Below are 19,330 nucleotides of genomic sequence, written 5' to 3'. Positions count from 1 at the left end.
CAAGAACTTGCTTGAATATTTTTCATAAATAACATTCATAAATAATCCTTACCTACTTTTTATTTGATATACAAGCAAAAATGCAAAAACGGTTGAACTACGCAAAAGTCAGACCGTTTTTGCATTTGCTTTCTTTCTCTTCTTTTCAAACGGACAAATACATGGTGACTGTTTGCGAATCCATTTGTTTTCCCAAACATGAAACTCAATGTTCTCGCCTGATTGAAAAAAACCGAATAACGGCAAATTATTATAACCAAACGGGATCTTAAAATAAAAATAGACTTTTCCTTTCTCCCGATACCTTTTCTTTGAAGCAAAATCAAGCCAGTTCATAAAATGGTTAAACAACAACCAGTATAATAAGTGATTTGTTACCCACTTTGTAGCTGTTGTGCTCAAATATCGTTTATTTTTTTCATGGAAAAATAAACTCTTTTCCCATTCATGTGTTAGCTTTTGGAAAATAGGAATATCCTCAACTGATATTGTTTCAAGACGAGCATAATCATGAAATGATTTTTTACGATTATACACCTTTAAGATATTAGAGTGATTACTGAGCCCTTCAATACATACTCGCCAATTTATATAGGCATACGCATACGGACATATCTCTTTCTGTTTGAATAATTTTTTTATGCACGATGAATGATCCTTTAATATTGTTTTACGTAATCTAGAGCATAGCGCATTGTAAGTATTAACAGTACTGTTGTAAATATCAGCATCTATCTCTCTATCAATTATCTTCATAGAACGTACATCTGCTACTTTTTCGGCGCGACTATACTCTTCTTTTCGATTTCCGTGTAAAAATAAGTTGCTGTGAGATACGGTAATTCGATGATTAATATGCGTATCAATTGTGAAAGACTTATCAATTTGATTTAGGCATATCTCAAGAAATTTCTCATAAGATGCAACATTCTCGTTGTGTATGAAATGCATTTCCTTTAATCTAAAAATCTCATCTTCCGTCAGTGATAATAATTTTAATAATGTTGGAGATACTATTTTTGGTTTATGAATTTTCCACACTAGCTGAAATGGATAAGAAGCATTAAAAATTTTAGCTCCACATTCGCAGCTATAAGGATTAAATTTATCATTCAATACATAACGGAACCTTCCATTGCATATTTGACACGCTTCATATAGTTTTGCTCTGGGGTGAAAGGGACAATTATGAATAAAAGTGAGTTGATGATATATACTATGATAACCCTTACGAATACATATTTTGCAATATGCAAGATTACTGCGTAAAAGATTTATTGAGGGAAAGCATCTATTCACCAATGCTAGTATGTTGTACGCATTTTTTTTGACAGGTACTTTTAAGATCTGCTCTATCTTATCATCTTGAAGGCGCTCCATCCTCACAACATTACAATTTTTCTCTGATAAGGCAAGATGTTTGATGGCTAACAATTCATCAGTTCCAAATGTTTTCAAGAAATCTTTGGTTCCAATGTTATTTGCATATTTAAACTTTTCAAAAATGCTCCAAGGAGATTCATAATCTTTTACCCACTGTAAATTCCATGTGTAGAAGTTAATATCTAAAGGCTTATCGTGTAGAAGAGTGATTTTCGAAGTCATTCGGCCACCCCTTGGTTCATTTCAGCTAATATATAACCCGAGTTTTTGATGGCATCTTTCCACTGGGTCTTGCTAAGTTGCTCAAGGTCAGCTCCGTTTCTTCCATAGCGTCGTAATACATATTCGACTGTAAGAGTCAGATATTGCATAGGAATTTCTAGAGCCTTGTACAGGCCCGATTCCGTTCTAGCAGACAAGAAACAATCATAAAGATCAGCTGCGCAATCTTCCAGGCGGAACCCATTTGCAAATGCTGTTGGAAAGAAATATCTTGTAAAGGACCATCCACAACCCACTGGATAGTCGGAAAATTGATCGTAACCTGCCAAGCACGTTTGCATGTCATCAAGTGTTTTAAGCCCAATGAATTTATAATCATCAATCATGAATCGCCCAACAAGCTGTAGCTTTTTTGCTTGTTGAAACGCACTCCTTTGATGAATCAACTCTTTTTGTCCAACCAATACTGCTGTCAGACTGATCCCGAGACTATCTAACTCATTATTAATATCCATGAGCCATCCATATTGCAATTCAACAAGCCTCTGCGCATCATCCAGAAAAAAGATAACTTGATGTTGTCCAGAAGACTCTACACATTCTTGTAAAAACCTTATTACTCGATCCTTTTTTGCGAGGCCTTTCCAGAGGAAGGAAATGCATGCTTAATATCTTTTAACACATCTTCGAAAAATACACCTTCATTGGGAAGCTTATACTGACGACACCTTAGACTATACATTGGAATATTCCGATCGAATTCAGACGGTAATACATGAACTAGATAATTTATTGCACGCGTTTTTCCAAGTCGTGGTCTTCCATAGACAATACCACCTGGTACCCTGTTGTTCACCCACCTCGTAACCGTCGTCTTTAACAATTCAATCTGGTTTGTCTGCAACAAATAACGTCCGGTTTCAATTGGATGTGATTGGGGATGTACAAAAGGTCGATTATCTTCAACTATCTGCTCTGTTTGTGATTTCGCACGCTCTGCCATCCTATACCTCTTCTAAAATGTAATCGTCTTGAAGTTCTTCGTTATCCGATTAACTCTCTGTGAGTCTTTTATATTCGACGAATCAGGTTTAAGTACTGGAACATTAACTTCGCCTAAATTAGACTCTCCTATTGTCTCTGTGTGCTTTCTAATTCTTCGTTGTTGCTCCGCTAATCTGTTGCGACTTGATCTTTTGCTAACAGATTGTGTTTCCAAGTAACGATGAAAACAATCGATCGGATCATCTTCTGAAGTGAAATGAATTAGACCTCGCTTTCTCAAAGCGTTTATTTGACGACGCATTTCTAGTGAATGAGGAGTAATTCCCCATTTACCCGTTCCTGTCAGAGCGCCAAACTCGCTTCCATCAGGTAAAAAAGTATTGATTACCCTTAAATCATCCACGTTAACCAGAAGATCTAACTTCGTACCTATTAGACCTGGACTTCTCGAAAGCACATCATTTCTATAATCAACACCTTCAAAATGAATAAATGGACGTCGACCGTCTTTTACACTCCCGTTTATTTTACGCTGAATTTTCATTGAAAGGAAAATAGTCTCTCCTCTTTGCTCTTCAGGCATAACACGAGGTAAAAGGCCTCTATTTATCCTTTGCCTCAACACTTCAAGTGGAGTTAAATTATTGATACCCTCATTTACAGTACCATTGTAATCAGATATCAGGACATCCGTTAATTCCTCGAGGTGTTCGAAAGAAATAGCATACTTAATCGCTTTTTCCTTGGGATTATCTCTTCTTGGATCTCTTGGATGGCTTCCAGTTGTATTAATCATGCGATGATATCCATTCTCGGCTAAAACACCAAAAAATCGTTCGATGTAGCCTCTCCGGACAGGTAGTGCGACGGGGCCTGCATTCGTCGAGCTGCCTATAACATTGACTAATCGATCAGTAACGAGTTTTGATAAGTTTGCTTTACCATTGTCATACAGTAATTCATCCCAAAGACCCCATTTCATTTCGGGAATACATTCACTTGGAAATCCTCCTCGTTCTTTGTGATGTAAACCTGGAATCGTAAGTTTCTTTTTTTCTTTAGGAACAACCGCATTGCGTATACACTGCATTACATCAACAGCCGAATACTCAATACTTGTGCTTAGATGGTAGCCAATTACTGCTCTGCTCGCAACATCAAGAATGACAAGTAGCCAAATTCGTTCCAGCTCTCTTGTGATCTCGTCGCCTTCAGGAGTTCGAAATGTAATTGAAAAGATACCATCAATACAATGACCGTCAAATTGAACACGTTCCAGTGGACGCACTATAGAAATATGATGCTCTGAGCCACTTCCGGTTGAACTGGCAATTCTTGCGGCGGATTCTCCATAACGTCCAGCAGCTTGAACAAAGCTCTTATTATCAAGCTTCTTTAGATACCGTTCTAATGAACGCTTTGCAAGTGTTTCTGTATTGAATGGATAACTGGCTTCTGATATACCTATTCTTCTGCATTCTTCCAGAAATTTTTTGTGGATGTGCTTTGCTTTCATTTTTGGATCGGTGATCAAACGTTTATTATTTTGAAAATAGTATTTTTCAATGATATCTTTAAGACTAGAATGTGTTTTGAGAAGTTGAGTAAACATACCAGAGTAATTGCTATTCTTTTGAGATATTCGAGTATAGCCTCGTATTCTTTTGTTAGGGATCAGTCCTCGATATCCTAACATAACACCGTTTTCATCATTCATCGTAATACATCGCCGGACTAGTCTCCTTAACGACTCGAAATCGATGCCAGTCTCTGTACGAATTAATTTAATTGGCTGGTTATTCATATACATATCAATAGCTTTTTTTCTTTTGAGGAAAACCTCTTTATCATTCTCATTAAGGTTGTCAATCAGTACAATTGCCCACTCTTTAACATCTAAAGCTTCCGGCGGGAGTGCCTCACTTTCAGTTATCTTTCGTCTTGACATTCAACCACACCTCCAGAGAAGATCCAATGATGCAATTTGATATATTTGCTTCAACTTGTCCTGTATATATGAGGTTACAAACAATCTCGCGAATACGCTGAGGAGTGAGATTAATGAATTCAGTTTCAATTTCCCCAAGGGTTATTCTTTTCATATTAATAAACGTAATAAGCCTGTGACTATCTACCTCATTGTAAGCTCCCCGATTCCTCGTATACGAAATGATTTGCTTGAGATTTGACAGGTACAATGGATTGCCTCGTATCATTTTATCTGTTCTAATTTCGTAATATTTATTGTTAGCTCGACACCAATCTTGTTGCGCCCCTGTTTGTCTGATATTTCTTGAAGATTTTGGATTAATGGGATCGAGATCCCTCTCATATTTAACTTCGATGAATTTTTCCGTTCCATCCACATACTGTATCCACATATCAAATACTGAATTAACAATTTCACCATTAATAAGATGTTGAATTTTAAGAGGCTGCTCACAAAATGTCTTTACATTAGGGTCTGACTCTACAAGAACCCAATGATCGTATTCTAAGTCACTAAATAACTGAACTCTTCGTTTTATTTTTGAACTAAGCGCAGTCCAATAGTTACTACCATATTTTGTACTCCTAGTTCCTGATATAGGTGTATACATTTATTCCCCCCCCATGACGATTATCAATTTAGTATTGCCAATTATATAAATAAAAAAATCCACCACTAATAGATATAGAGGTGGATTTTGAGGAGTATCTGTTAGTTAGATACCTCTAAAATAAAATATCATGTTTTATATAGGTATTGTATACCATGACTATTCATTAGTAAATTCAATATCCCATCCCTTTTCTCGAAACAATTCAATTTCTTCATCAGTAATAAAATTTATGTCCATTCCAAAGGCAAAAAGATGAGTTGGTCTACTCATAGCTACATATAACAAATTTCTTTGGACCCAGTAATCAGAGATATTTTCTCTCTCTTCGCAAAAATAAGATTTTAATAATGTTGTGTGTATTTTTGAGTGTTTATCGTTCTCAGAATCGATAAGAAGCACAGATCTATGCGTTTCGCCTTTAGCTGAGTGAATGGTGCTAAATACGTGAAAGTCATCTATCTTTTCTATAGATGTTTTTTTGCCTATTTGTTCAATGATTGCAGCTATATTTTGAAACACACGTGCTCGTGTTGTTATTTTCTGTCCCTCCTTTTCCTCAATTAGATTATTTAAATGATTCACGATTTGCTCTACTTCCAACTTACGTGATTTGATGCTTCTAACCAAGTAAATTTTCAAATTTTTGTAATCAGGGTGTTCATTCAGCCAATCAGGAAGCTTAAGATCATGTTTCTTTGCCAGAGAAATATTGTTCAACAATACGTCATGAAGTTGGCTTAGTATCTGCTTAGTATATGATTCAGAGGATTTCGCTTTAAATCCTGGACTAATTCTTGTCGCTAAATTTTTTTGAAATTCATCAATAGTATTGTTTTGAATTGCTAATATCGAATCTTTTTTCTTGACTGAAGCAAAATCTTCATCAGATAAATACTTGTTAAAAATTTTTTTATAGTGAGGGATTAAGTTTTCTTTAGTTTTGTATATCAATAACAGGGGATTGAAGGATTGTCTGTTATCTAAGCATTTAATGTTTACATCATGAATGATGTGAGAAAGTTGCTTACCAATCTGGTTTCCAAATCTATTACAGATGTTTAACTCAAAAACGTTCAATTCATCTACAACGGGCATTTCACCATCAAAGTCCAATGTTTGATTAGGATCACCTATAAACTGCAAGACATTATCCGGATATTTAAATATGCGATTTACAAGTTCAATACTACTAGAGTTTGTATCTTGAAACTCATCAATGAAGATATATCGAAATCTCTTTCTTAATAATGACAGTGTTTTTTTATCCTCTATCGCAGCTGTAGAAAAAAGAAATATATCTTCAAAAGAAAAAAAACCTAATTTCTTTAGATTCCATTTTAGGTTAAACATATGCTTGCCATGTCGATCAAACTTATCCCATTCAGTGGTATTTTCGAGAAAAAAATTATTACTAGATTTATCAAACATTAGTTTGCTTTTACTTGTCTTTTGGACTGCAATATTCCGGGGAGCGTCTTTCCAGTTTTTGAAATATACATTTCTTTCAGCAAGTTCATTAAGCAAAGAAGTATAATCTTCCTCTTTACCAAAACGTATGCGTTTTGGATTTAAGACTTTTTTGATGTATGGTGTGGCCAAATAAGTATTGAAAAATTGATGTATTGTACCTATAAAATGAGGATGCTTCATCTTTGATTGTCCAACATTTCTCAAAATCCGATTTATTTCTTCAACAGCAACATTTGTCTTGGTTATAATACAGATCCCTTCTCTTTGATTAGTTCTCATAGAATTAAGCAAAAGAAGAACTATTTTTGCAGAGAGAGCTGTTGTTTTACCAGCACCAGGCCCGGCAATAATATACTTTGACTCAACCAATTCAATGAATTCTCTTTGTTTTGGGTTAAATGTTTTACCGCTCAGTGTGGCTGCTTCTACCATTTTAAAATCTTGTTCAGTGAAAAACATCGTTATTCTCCTCCCGTGACGTGAAGGATAGCATCATATATATATTTTAATTGTGAATCATTCTTCAGTTTAGAACTAATCTCTGATTTTCTGGTGATTAGCTTATATGCAAGCATTTGGGCAACTGCTGGCTTTGATATTTCTTTATCTAACATAAATTTGTAGATTGCAACTGCTCTTTTTTCTTTACAGTCTATATTACTCCATTCTGTTTTCTTTTTAGTTTTATAGCTTTTTAATTCATAATGGACATCTAGTATTGCATCTTGCAGAAACTCTGATAAATCACTCTCTGCAATTGCATATTCTAGAGTCCAAGGTGAACATATAAACACCTTTGTATTTTCAATGTTGTTAAAATAATTGGCATTTAAGAATTTAATTTTTTGTTCGATAATTTGTTTGTTGTATAGATTGTTCAATTTCTCCAGAATAATTATTAACTTTTCTGACGTAGAGGTATCAATTTCAACACTCTCTTGCTTTATTTTTTTTATCAGTTGATCAATCGTGATGTATGATCCAACAAGTTTCCCAGTGAAATCTTTATCAAAAAGGTTTGTAATTTGACTCTCAGTTTGGGGAGTTACTTCAAAATAAGATATATAACCTTCATTAAAGTAAGAAATAGGTTTCAAATCTAAATCAGTCACAATAGAAACCGGAAAATTCAAAAGTTTCTCATCTGTTCTTAAAAAAATCGAAGCATATCGCTTAAACGCTAAATTGCCCACATTAACAATTGATACACCATAATCATGTAATGGCTTTCCAATTGCTTCTGCAAATGCAGGTATCAATAAGTTTTCTGCGTCACCTTCAACAAAGATTATACCCCTTGCGAAAAACATATTGGATTTTGTTGCATCTAGAAAACGTTCTAAAAATTTATAATCATCAGAATTAAGACGTGTTTGACCCGACTGCATTGAGTATGCCCAGTTGTTGTAAATTAAAATTATATGTTCTAGAGAAATTGATGAAGCAAGTATAGGGCTATGAGATGTTAAAATGTACTGAATACCGTCTTCTTTGCTTTTCCTTTCAAAATATTTGATTAATCTTAATTGAGATTGAGGATGAATGTGGGCTTCTATCTCTTCAACTAATGCCAATTGTGGCCCTAATTTATTTTCGCTTAGCAATAAGAGCTCTGCAGCCATAAACAAGAGATTTGAACTTCCCAAACCTGGACCTACCTCACCTAAATTGAGCTCTAATTTCTTTACAAACTCGTCAAATTTCATGTGCTTCGGTTGTATTACTGGTTGTCTCGCACGGGTTTTATCGAAAAAAGACTGTATTACACTATCCATTTGCTTTAGAACAGGCTTATCTATCTTTTCTTGAACTTCTAAAAAAGCTTTAGTTAATATTTCCTCAATTTCTATTTTAGCTGCTCCATCATTCTGTTGAAAAACACTTAAACTTCTTAAGATTTGAGCAAACCTGGATCTATTACCAGGACTTAATTCTGCTTCAGCATCGCGAAGTGGTTTTAAATAAGTCACTGATAATAGATGTCTCACATTGTCACTAATTAAACTTTCTTTATCTTCCTCTCCACCCAAAAGAGACTTGATAACTCTGGTCTTACCATTAAGATCTTTAATAATTTCGGCTTCGAGCAATATTCTTAGTACTGACTCATTCTCGGAAAAGTGAATCCACTCATATAAAAAAGCTTCCTCATCTTCTGACATTTCACGAAAAATATATTCTATTTTAATTGGAACAGAAGTATCAAAAAAATCCGATTCTAATATCCAGTTAGTATCTTGGCTGTTGGTATTTAATCCAACTTTAATTGCATCTATTATTGCTGTTTTACCAGAATCATTCTCGCCGACGAGAACGTTTAAATGTTTATTGAAAGAAACTTCAATACTTGGATCTCCATTTTTTAGTAATTCAAACTTTCTCCAATTCCAAATTCTTATTTTGTCTAAATACATATTATTCTCCTAGTATCATAAGATTTTTGAACTCCTAACTATTAAATCTTACTGAATTAATTAAACTAAGTATAACCCAGACTGAAAATGAAATTTGTCGAATTGTGTTGAATCACTTGGATTCACAACTTAATTATCAGTGAACTATCGATATGTAATTTGTTTTGTACTAAAACAGATCCAAGTACATTTCGAGTGTTATTAAAGCATATTCTTGTCTATAAGTACATGGATCATTGTGTTCTAGTAGTTATGTATTCAAGTATATTCTTGTCAATCTACATCCTTCTATAAGATGTTACATGTCGGAGGACAAGAACATAATCCCTTCTAGGTTTAAGAAAACCATTTCTCTTTTCGTTTAATTGTTCGTAATCGGCATCCGACAGGTCCGTAAGCTTAGTGGGATCCCATCGGATTCCCTCCACATTTTTCAAGTCAAAATAAAGCTGTTTCTCAGGGTCATCCTTAAGCGTATCAAACGCCATCTTCTGAATCAATGCGTCAAAACTCTCTGACTGATGTTGGGTCTGCCATAACAAACCGCCTGCAATCAGCAATACGAGAAGTCCCACAGCCAATAAGAAGGCCAGACGATTTTTCTTAGATACCTGTGGTAAAAGGTTCATAGCTTATATCCCCTTTATATGTGTTTTAGGATTTGATTTCCCTTTGAAAAACTACTCGTTTATTCTGAGTCTGTAGCCCAAACCTCTTACGGTTTGGATATATTGATCGGCATGCCATGAAGACAGCTTCTTCCGAAGATAATGGACATAGAGCTCAACGATGCCAATTCCCGCTTCCGAATCGAGTCCCCAAATTCGGTTATAGATTTGCTCCTTCTTCAACCTTCAATTCTATTTTCCGCATTACAACCACTGACTCGAGGTAAGGTTCACCGCAATTGATCGTCAACTTATTTGCCCTTTAGCTTAATGAAAACGGCAGCCGATTGTCTGGTCGGCTGCCGCGGTATCCTATCAACTCTATTATTTAACTAATCACTGGAAAACGAATCATAACGGTCGTACCACACCCTACCCCGCTGCTAATGTGGACAGAACCTTGATGTTGATCGACGATCCAACGCGCGATCGATAGCCCTAGACCCGCTCCATGATCCCCTCTATTTCTAGAGGAATCTCCCTTGTAAAAGCGATTAAATACGAGTGGCAATTCGTGTTCCGAAATACCCACTCCGTTATCCTTGACGGTTACGAGAACTGACTTCCCCTGCCTAAGACACTCAAGATCGATTTGCCCATCTGCCTGAGTAAATTTAATAGCATTGTCCAACAAAATCATGAACAACTGTATGAGACGATCCTCATCTCCATTCATGAGCAATTCCGAGCCTTCGACATGAAGCTGTAACCGCAACTGCTTGTAATCCATTATCGGCTCTATATTTTTTGCAATCTCTTTAATGATCCCGTCAACTCGCACAGGTTTGCATGAGATGACTTCCTCATGTGAATCGCCTCTTGCCAGAAGAAGCAGCCCGTCTACCATGTTGCTCATTCTTTTGGTTTCTTTCAGAATGGCTGAAATTGGAGCGCTTTCTTCCTCGATCGTATGATCGGGATGGCGTAACAATATTTGTGTTTGCCCTCGGACGACCGAAAGCGGACTCCTCAACTCGTGAGAGGCATCTGCAACGAATTGCTGCTGCTTGTCCCAAGCCTTCTGAATCGGAATGAGCGCCCGTCTAGCCAATGCGTAACCTGCGATGATAGATATTAACGCGCCGATACCGATTCCGATACTAATACTCCATAATAACCGATTCAAATAATACGCCTCGGCAGAAATTTCCGTATATAACTGAACTGTTTTCAAAGGCGTGTTAGACAGCTCCTCGACTACTGGCAAATTGCCCTGATAGGGTCTGCTTACGAATCGATAGGTTTTCTTATCCACGCGTATTGACTCGGGTCCCATGTGGTTTTGTTTTTCCCGAAGAATCGAACTCAATTCGATAAATGGCCATTTATAATATAAGCTTTGAAGCAAGGTATCGTTGGAATCCCAATAAAATAACATCATAAAACGTTCCGGTTCCTTCGAATCAATGTTAATGACTTGAGCCCCACTACTTAGAGTAATTTGATGCATGTGGTCAATATTAAAAACCAGCTGACGGTCAATGTCGGAATATATCCGATAACGCGCCAGCCCGTATAACGCTCCCCCCAGTATGATGAGCAAGCAAAATACGACCGTGCTGTTCCATATCGTCATTCGTACTAGCGTGCGTTTAATCATATCGGGGTCTGAACTCCTTTTATTTGGCGGACTTGATGTATTGATTCACTTGCTGCTCCAATATCGGAAATGGCATTTTACCGTTTCGAAGAAGAACGGAATGAAAAGTTTTAATGTCGAAACGATCCTTGAGCTCGCTTTCCGCTTTCTCTCGAAGAGATTGAAATTGATCATATCCGATGGCATAGGAAATTGTTTGTCCGGGAAAAGCAATGGCGCTGTCAATCAAGGCACTGAATTCCGTTCTATCCATGCTCACCAGATATTCATAAGCTTGTTCTCTTGTCCATTTCAGCCCATTAATACCCGTGTCGATAACGGTTTCAAGGTAAAAATAAAGCAAATGATTTTGTACCGTCTTCTGATCAAGCAAGCCCATCTCTACGCCTAAAGTTTGCGCATAGATTGCCCATCCTTCTGAGAATCCGGGTAAATTAGTAATTTTACGGGCTAATGGAATTGCCGGTTGGTTGTATTCGATGGAAAAATGAAAATGATGTCCTGGAACGCCTTCATGCATCGCAAACATTTTAGCTTCCTCTTCGAAAAACAGTCTGCCTGGCGGAAAAAAAAATCTTCCATTCCTATCGCCATTAATAGATGGGGGGATATAAAATGCGCCTACATTCGAGACCGGAGCCGGATATAACCGCGCATCCACTGGATTGTTGGGAATAAGCGCTTCTTCAAACCAATCGGACAATTTGGGCTTTATTTCCGACAAACTGCGGTTAACCGTTTGCAGTAATTCATCTCCTGCTACGCGTTGGTTTACAACTGTAGTCTCTTGTGCTTTCTCCGGGACTGGGCTTCTTAGCTCCTTTACGATCTCTTCCGCTTTGCGTTTGGCGATCTCGTGAATTTCCTGAGGACTGAGGTCCGTACCCGTAGTAAGTCTAAGCAGAGCAGAATAATACTCGCCGCCACCCGGCTGACTCCAAACCCCCTGACCCACGGATGCTTGCTTCAGAAGATCGTTTTGGATCAAATCGGCAAGTTTGCCGTAAGAAGGAAGTACATGATCGCTTAAAGTCTGTAGTAACGCCTTTTTCAGTTCCTGTTCTTTGGACGGTTTGAGCTTTATCTCCGATAATTTCTCTACATATGAAGTGTACAAAACCGTTTTTTCCGGTTTTGTGTTCTTCAAATTATCATAACCCATGAGTATTTCCTTCAAAAATTCAGAAGTGGGGATGAATCCTTTCTCTTGTTTGTCCTGAATTCTGTCTATGAAATGTGCGACCTTGTCCGAAAACCCATTCAGCGCAACAATATAATTTTCTGCATCTGCTTGGTTACGAATCGGATAGTTGTTAGCGAAAAACGGCGAGAAATTGATTAGGGAATGATATCCGCCTGTGTTCAAATCCGAATATTTGTTCAATTGTTGTGCCGTGCTTATTTGCCATTTGAAGATATCGTAGGTAAGCTTGTCTTCTGAGGAAAGCTTGGCAGCGTCGTATGCATTCAACTTTTTCAAAAATTCTTCGGTATCATCGTTTATTTGTTGGTAATAGGCATCCGAGTAGTCGGAAAGCTTAGTGGGATCCCATCGAAGACCATTCACTTCTTCCGCACCATAATAAAGCTGAAACTCGGGGTCCTCATTCAGGGTGGCAACCGCCATCTTTTGAATCATGGTGCCGAAGTCCTCTGATTTATGTTGAGCCCGCCATAACAAACCACCTACAGTCAGCAAGACAAGTAATCCTGCTACCAATAAAATAGTCAATCTGGTGTTCTTAAACATCTGTCTTACAAGGTTCATGCATTAATCTCCCCTTTGTAGAGTATAAGAAGAATATATAAGATGAACCTTTGATTTCCCTTTGAAAAACTACTCGTTTATTCTGAGTATGTAGCCCAAACCTCTTACGGTTTGGATATATTGATCGGCATGCCATGAAGACAACTTCTTCCGAAGATAATGGACATAGAGCTCCACGATGCCAATTCCCGCTTCCGAATCGAGTCCCCAAATTCGGTTATAGATTTGCTCCTTCGTCACGATCTGCTCTTTATTCATGAGCAGGTACTCAAGCAGCTCATATTCCTTTTCTGTCAAAGTCAGCTCTTCTCCTGTGACCGTTATTGCTCGATTTCTAACTTGAATAGCAATCGGGCCGTAGCTAATCAGCTCTTCTTGATTAACTTTGCCATAACGGCGCAGCAGCACTTTAGCTCTGACGATCAGCTCTGGAATCTCGAATGGCTTCACCACATAATCATCCGCTCCGATCGTTAACCCCTTTACCCGGTCGTTCAATCCGTCTTTTGCCGTCAGACAAAGAATCGGGGTATCCACTCTTTGCTTCCTCAGCTCTTGGATGAACGTAAATCCATCAACCTTAGGCAGCATAATATCCAAAATAATTAAATCGAACTCGCCGTACAATGCGTGATGCAAGCCCTCTTCTCCGTTATGACACTCCGTAACCTTATGCCCTTCATCCTGCATAACTCTTGCAATTGTATACGATATCCCAATATCGTCCTCTACGATCAACAGCTTCATAAGTTCCTCCATGGATGAACAAATATGGAATAGTGTAACATATTTTAATGGGTTTGTGAGTCCACTGCTGATAAGATTCCCATTTATTCTTACCGGTCTAGCAATCATATGCTTAGTCAGGTTGCCACCGGATTCCCCTCATAACTAATCCAATCGCTCTAGCTTCTTATCCCACAAAGGGTGGATGGGCTGGGGCTGTTTGCAAGATGTTGGCGGTTGTTTGCATACCATCAGAATTGAACTATCGTGTCCCGTTAGCTTAATGAAGAACTGACTTCAATCCTCGAAATACTATGGGAGAATCCAATAAACCAAAGCGTGAATATGGTGTTATACGCTGTTTCACACTCCTTGAAATACGCCGACTGGAATCATTGATCATGGACCAGGGCCTAAAGAAAAGAGAGCCTTTTTATGGGGTGAGCAAAGGGATTGTCTCCGGAGAGGATAAAACTCTTGTTTACCTGGAGCCAAGGATTCGTGCTCATGTGAAAATTAGTTGATGGGTCAGTCTTGTAAGAACATTAGTGTGATCCATCCTTTTGTTGAATTGTGAGAGAATTCTGCTTTCAGGAAATTATTCGATAGGGATATCAACATATCCTGCCTATACAAAAGTAAACAGGTTAATCCCGACTACCTTGTGAGAAGTATGCTTGTTTTAAGTTAAGAATCCATGATGTGTGGGGTAAACCGACTGATTTTTCCCTTAAAATAATTTAATAACTATCTAATCGGCAATGAGACCATGTTCTTGTCCATTATCGGTTAAGGGATCAAGTTCTTGTCCTGGACAAAGGACAAGAACTTGATCCCTTAAAAAAGAAAACCCGCGCTGGGCGCGGGTTCTTATGGGACTATATTCTAGTCCTGTGACAGATGTGACACATTATATACCCCATTCTTTTCGGATGAAAAAATAAGATATGATGTGTCACATCATATAACCCATTACTTTAGTACGTGATTTTAACTTTCTCTCTATTAACATTACTTTGTGGAGTTTTGTTCAATGTCCCTTTCTAGATGCACACAAAAAGGAGCAGCTGCCGTGGCAAACTGCTCCTTTTTCTAGAATTAAGATGTTACACATTTAATCAATAATAAACACAGCCTATATGATTGTGTCTTTCTTGCAGATGGCAATACTTTTTAGTTTTCACTTAAGTTAACTAAATGACTATTCACATATGAAATTGTAGTTTTGATTAAAGGGCGTCCCTTTCAGGATTAAATTTAATGCTTAATTGAATGTTAGATATACCACTATTCAATTTAAAAAAGCTCCTCCTCTTTACCAGGTTTATGCTGTCTATCGATTACTGGTAACTTTTATTATTTTGTCGTCCACTGGTGGTCATAACGTTTTGGTAGTAACACCAAAATACTCATAAACTATATTTTGATTTTAAAAGCGCAACATCTTTTCTCCCATTTTTAAATTCTAAGCTATTTAATACCTTTTGCTCTGTTTCAGGTGTCCAATAAATCTTTAGATTTTCTTTTGCTCGCGTGATTGATGTATATAAAATGTTATTACGAGTGAGCTCTTCGATCTCATTCGTAATAACAATTTTTACAGAGTTATATTCCAAACCCTGTGCTTTATGGATAGATACAGCATACGCAACTTGAAACGGAATGACTGTATCTGATGTCGAATCATCATCCTCATCAGTGCTTTTATATTTATTTACGATAAATCTAATGATAGAATTTCCGTTTTGGGCAGTGCCGATACTCTCTTTCTATTTAGGTCTTGCTTTCGTTGAATCCCATGAGTACATGTAATTTGAATTATTGTACCCCTTCTTTCTTTCAGGGTGCTGGGCCAGCCGTTATCGCTGATGGAGCAGTTTATTTTCGATTTGTTGCAGTCACTTCTGTTTTATTTCCCTAATGGCGTTATTTGGGAGCATCTTACGTGTCACTTTTGGAGTTATTTTGCACCTGTTTTAAGTGCTATTTTGCACTATGAATAAATATAAAAAGTCCAATTTCTCAACATTAAAATTAAGAAATTGGACCAGTTGCTTACTTCACAAACGCGCCCGATTGCGGTGTAAATATCATATTTTTGCTTAGACAGAGTTAACAAAACCGGCTTTCCGAGAGAGCCTATTCCACTACGGCTTCTGTTATTTTCCCATCTAGATTTTTAATCGCCAACATCGAATTATCCTGAATGATTCCTGTATCTACGAAACCAAATGAAGCGTATAATGTTTTAGCTATGACATTACTTGTTCGATAAAAGAGGGTTACATATTCTGCTTCCCCATATGGCATATTTTCAATATCCAACAACATTTTTTCAAAGGCAAGTTTGCCATATCCTTTCCCCTGATAACTCTTTTCAATCATAATATGCCATATAAAATAGCTCTTCTTCCCGTAAAAAACTTCATTTTCAAATGATTCATGATCCAACGTATCGTAAATATACATCAAAAATCCAACCGCAGCTCCATCGGCATAAATGGCAATGGGAGTCGCTGGTATCCCGTCTGCGTTCAACATATGAGCGTCTGCAAAGCTTCTGAGGTTAGTAGTTTGTATAAAGTCTTTCTGGTTTTCTCCAACTTCAAGTGCTATTACTTCGTCTATGTTATCCCCGGTTATTTTTCGTAATTCAATCATTTTTTTATCTCCTCTCCTAAGACAAGCCACTTTCATACATGGCCTAAAACATTCCAAATATCATTTCCATAATTCTCAAAATAGGGTACACAAATTATTCACCAATGCTAACTCTTTTTCTCCTGCGATTTCTAATCCTTGTTCCGCAAAAGATTGCTGAACAAAATTAAAAAGCGCCCTTTAATCAAAATAATAACATGTTAATATCTTACAAGCTAGATATATGTTACAAAACTCGTCCTTTTCTGAACACGCAACTTTTTACTCCCTAAGAGGTTGACAAGAACTATGTATAAAGTGCTTACTAAAGGAGAAGAAGAAAATTATTCCACCGATGCTTACGAGGATATCGACTTAATAATTGTTGATGAAATAGATCGACTAAAAGTGCAAAATTTAGAACAGCTCAGGGATATCTACGATCGTAATGACATTGCGATGATATTAATTGGAATGCCTGGCATTGAAAAACGATTAGCCCGATATCCCCAACAAGCCATTTTGACTTCCCTTAATTCGCTTTTAAAGAAATTTATACATCAATCATTTTTTATTATCATTAAACGTAAATATGTTTTTTCAGCCATTGTCTGAAATACTGCAACTGTTCCTCAGAATGGAAATAGTGTTCTCCATTCTCCATTACTTGCAAATTACAGTTAAAACGTTTATTAAATTCAGATACAACGTCAAACTCACATAAGTTATCTTCTGAACCATAGAGAATTGAAGTTGGATTATTCCAAGCAACAATAGGATGTTCTTTCACATAACAGTAGTAATCCCAATAGAGAGTTTGTCCAATAGGTGTAGAAATTTCTTTTTCTATTTTTAGTCTACTCTCACTTACGTTAAACCATGTCATCATATTATTTATGATACGTTCCATATTTACCACAGGAGAGAGAAACAAACACTGCTTCAACGGCTCATGACTATATTCTAATAGGCTAAAATATGCTCCCATGCTACAAGCAAAAATGCTTATATTATTTGATAACGATTTTGCATAGGTCATAATTGTATTAAGGTCTTGAACACAGTTTTGAACTTTGCAAAGATAAGTATCATCCTTACGGTCACCATGTTGAGGTAAATCAAAACTAAGCACTTGATAACCTACTGCTGTTGCTTCTTCTGCAAATACAATAATCGAGTCATCTGCCTTATTTGACATGTTACCATGCACCACCACAAATAACTTATCTGATTTGTCACCCCACAAAATTGCTGGAATGTTTTCTATTTTAAAATTATTTTTTATCATTACAATTTATCCTCCTAAAATATAAATAATTCGTCATTCCAAATATTACAAATGTATATACCTAAATAAATATTGGCTCTCTTTCTTTAAAATCTGTTATTCTTGTATAAGCATGGGCTACATTGCATTGAACCATAAAGTTCTTGATTTTAACAACTTCTTTGTCAGTTTCAAATAATTGTAGCCATTTAAACCAATACAAATAATTGCTAATATATTTAGTTGCAACACCATTAAACTTATTCATCCACTTTTTTAATTTGCTGTGTACAGCATTAATGTGTTGAATATGGTAAATTCCTTCTTTATGTTTTCCTCTTTGTATACGTTTATGTTCCAATGAACAATCTTTGGCAAACTGAACATAACTCTTATGACTATCAGTACAAAAGATAGAGTTATCCCCTACACGACCGTCATAGAGTCTTTCTATTTCTTGGTGTGTCATTCTACCTCTACATAGTAACTCCATAATTAGATTACCCTGTCTATCAATAGCAGTAGCAATACAAACCTGTTCGTTAGATATACCTCTCTTTTTAATCTGTTTGCCTCTTTCACGAGATTTTCTCGGCATTTTAGAAGGTTTTGTACCTTTGAAACTCTCTGCAAAGAATACTTCATCAGCCTCAATTACTCCCTCAACAGAGCCTACACCAAAAAATGACCTTATACAATCAAGTATTTTGTGTCTCCAAAAGAAACTTGTTGCAATATTAATCTCTACAATTTTAGCACTCTTTCTAATGGAATAACCTGCAATCATACATTTAGCGTATTTAAGCCATTTATCTAATGTTTTCTTGCTTTTGTAAGTGGCAGAGTTTGTGAAGTCAGTAAAAGTCTTATTGCAGGATTTACAAATATATCGTTGCTTCCCTTTATACCTGCCGTTTCTTGATACAGTTTCAGCACTACAATGTGGGCAGATTTTTCCCTTGGCAAATCTAAATTCCTTGACTTCTTGTGTTACTTGACCTACTTGTGTACCTAATACAAGCAGTTCTTCTAAATAGGAAAGCAACTGTTCTTGTTGAGATACTGATAGTTTTTGAATATCTGAAATCAAAGAATTAACACTTGCCATAATAATACCTCCAAACCTGTATGTATATATGGCTTAATTATAGTATGTCTTCTATTTAATATATCAATTTTCAACATCTATTTGAGAGCGTAAAATATCTTGTGTAAATAGATAAATAGCAAAAAGGAAGACCTTTTCTTGTAGAATTAAGTCACCACAACACAATTCACAGAAAAGAGGTCTTCCCTATGAATCATTTTACATCAGATTTAGTCCAAGCTCTAGTTACGAAACAAGATGTGACAGAAGTTTTTCGTGCTCATCTCGAATTGGCTATGAATCGTTTGTTGGAAACCGAATTAACTTCGTTTCTAGATTATGAAAAGTACGACCGTATTGGGGTGAATTCAGGAAACTCACGTAATGGTGGATATACTCGTACACTGCACACGGAGTATGGCGATCTGCATCTCAACATTCCACGAGACCGCAATGGAGAGTTTAAGCAACAGACTG

The 19,330-nt window shown here is 36.7% G+C and carries 17 protein-coding genes and 1 pseudogene; 2 read left to right on the top strand and 16 right to left on the bottom strand.

The genetic code is table 11. The features are described from left to right. Positions 1-108 precede the first annotated feature (108 nt). The 14 genes from LQV63_RS10170 to LQV63_RS10105 all read right to left on the bottom strand — a co-directional run bounded on the left by LQV63_RS10170 (position 109) and on the right by LQV63_RS10105 (position 16,520). Positions 109-1,605, bottom strand: a complete 1,497-nt coding sequence (locus tag LQV63_RS10170) for a hypothetical protein (RefSeq protein WP_233696611.1) — start codon at positions 1,603-1,605, stop codon at positions 109-111. Then, positions 1,602-2,120 carry a hypothetical protein gene (locus LQV63_RS10165; RefSeq protein ID WP_233696610.1) on the bottom strand — a complete coding sequence of 173 codons (519 nt, stop codon included), beginning with the start codon at positions 2,118-2,120 and terminating at the stop codon, positions 1,602-1,604. Before LQV63_RS10165 ends, LQV63_RS10170 begins: the two co-directional genes overlap by 4 nt. A 101-nt stretch (positions 2,121-2,221) precedes the next feature. Continuing rightward, positions 2,222-2,608, bottom strand: coding sequence for a hypothetical protein (locus tag LQV63_RS10160; RefSeq protein WP_233696609.1), 387 nt, complete (start codon positions 2,606-2,608; stop codon positions 2,222-2,224). 12 nt (positions 2,609-2,620) lie between these two features. Continuing rightward, complete coding sequence (locus LQV63_RS10155) at positions 2,621-4,558, bottom strand: hypothetical protein (protein WP_233696608.1); 1,938 nt, start codon at positions 4,556-4,558, stop codon at positions 2,621-2,623. Further along, positions 4,536-5,210 carry a TnsA endonuclease N-terminal domain-containing protein gene (locus tag LQV63_RS10150; RefSeq protein ID WP_233696607.1) on the bottom strand — a complete coding sequence of 225 codons (675 nt, stop codon included), beginning with the start codon at positions 5,208-5,210 and terminating at the stop codon, positions 4,536-4,538. The genes LQV63_RS10155 and LQV63_RS10150 overlap by 23 nt, the downstream gene beginning before the upstream one ends. Positions 5,211-5,369: 159 nt before the next feature. Continuing rightward, positions 5,370-7,142, bottom strand: a complete 1,773-nt coding sequence (locus LQV63_RS10145) for a UvrD-helicase domain-containing protein (RefSeq protein WP_233696606.1) — start codon at positions 7,140-7,142, stop codon at positions 5,370-5,372. A 2-nt stretch (positions 7,143-7,144) separates the two neighbouring features. Beyond that, positions 7,145-9,097: an ATP-dependent nuclease gene (locus LQV63_RS10140; protein WP_233696605.1), complete on the bottom strand. Its 1,953-nt coding sequence runs from the start codon at positions 9,095-9,097 to the stop codon at positions 7,145-7,147. 278 nt (positions 9,098-9,375) lie between these two features. Then, positions 9,376-9,726 (bottom strand): hypothetical protein, encoded by a 351-nt coding sequence (locus tag LQV63_RS10135; protein WP_233696604.1) that lies wholly within the window; start codon positions 9,724-9,726, stop codon positions 9,376-9,378. Positions 9,727-9,777: 51 nt separating this feature from the next. Further along, positions 9,778-9,948 (bottom strand): winged helix-turn-helix domain-containing protein, encoded by a 171-nt coding sequence (locus LQV63_RS10130; RefSeq protein WP_233696603.1) that lies wholly within the window; start codon positions 9,946-9,948, stop codon positions 9,778-9,780. Between the two features lie 145 nt (positions 9,949-10,093). Continuing rightward, positions 10,094-11,365, bottom strand: coding sequence for a sensor histidine kinase (locus tag LQV63_RS10125; protein ID WP_233696602.1), 1,272 nt, complete (start codon positions 11,363-11,365; stop codon positions 10,094-10,096). A gap of 19 nt (positions 11,366-11,384) precedes the next feature. After that, positions 11,385-13,133 (bottom strand): DUF885 domain-containing protein, encoded by a 1,749-nt coding sequence (locus tag LQV63_RS10120; RefSeq protein WP_233696601.1) that lies wholly within the window; start codon positions 13,131-13,133, stop codon positions 11,385-11,387. Between the two features lie 69 nt (positions 13,134-13,202). Beyond that, on the bottom strand, positions 13,203-13,880 hold the full coding sequence (locus tag LQV63_RS10115) for a response regulator transcription factor (protein WP_233696600.1): 678 nt from the start codon (positions 13,878-13,880) through the stop codon (positions 13,203-13,205). A gap of 1,388 nt (positions 13,881-15,268) precedes the next feature. Continuing rightward, positions 15,269-15,523, bottom strand: a complete 255-nt coding sequence (locus tag LQV63_RS10110; RefSeq protein WP_325175871.1) for a helicase C-terminal domain-containing protein — start codon at positions 15,521-15,523, stop codon at positions 15,269-15,271. Between the two features lie 475 nt (positions 15,524-15,998). Continuing rightward, complete coding sequence (locus tag LQV63_RS10105) at positions 15,999-16,520, bottom strand: GNAT family N-acetyltransferase (protein ID WP_233696598.1); 522 nt, start codon at positions 16,518-16,520, stop codon at positions 15,999-16,001. A gap of 276 nt (positions 16,521-16,796) precedes the next feature. Between LQV63_RS10105 and LQV63_RS10100 the strand changes: the two are divergent. Continuing rightward, positions 16,797-17,012 (top strand): annotated as a pseudogene (locus LQV63_RS10100) (AAA family ATPase); the annotation flags it as partial. 67 nt (positions 17,013-17,079) lie between these two features. Here LQV63_RS10100 and LQV63_RS10095 read toward each other — a convergent pair. Beyond that, on the bottom strand, positions 17,080-17,787 hold the full coding sequence (locus tag LQV63_RS10095) for an alpha/beta hydrolase (RefSeq protein WP_233696597.1): 708 nt from the start codon (positions 17,785-17,787) through the stop codon (positions 17,080-17,082). Positions 17,788-17,848: 61 nt separating this feature from the next. Beyond that, complete coding sequence (locus tag LQV63_RS10090; protein ID WP_233696596.1) at positions 17,849-18,874, bottom strand: IS1595 family transposase; 1,026 nt, start codon at positions 18,872-18,874, stop codon at positions 17,849-17,851. Between the two features lie 188 nt (positions 18,875-19,062). On the opposite strand from LQV63_RS10090, the gene LQV63_RS10085 reads away from it, so the two are divergent. After that, positions 19,063-19,330: transposase (locus tag LQV63_RS10085; RefSeq protein ID WP_233696595.1), on the top strand; the 268-nt coding region annotated here is incomplete at its 3' end.

Source organism: Paenibacillus profundus (genome assembly GCF_021369635.1).
Taxonomy (GTDB): domain Bacteria; phylum Bacillota; class Bacilli; order Paenibacillales; family Paenibacillaceae; genus Paenibacillus_B; species Paenibacillus_B profundus.
The sequence above is the reverse complement of the archived record's forward strand: the minus strand, read 5'-3'. Positions and strand labels throughout refer to the sequence as shown.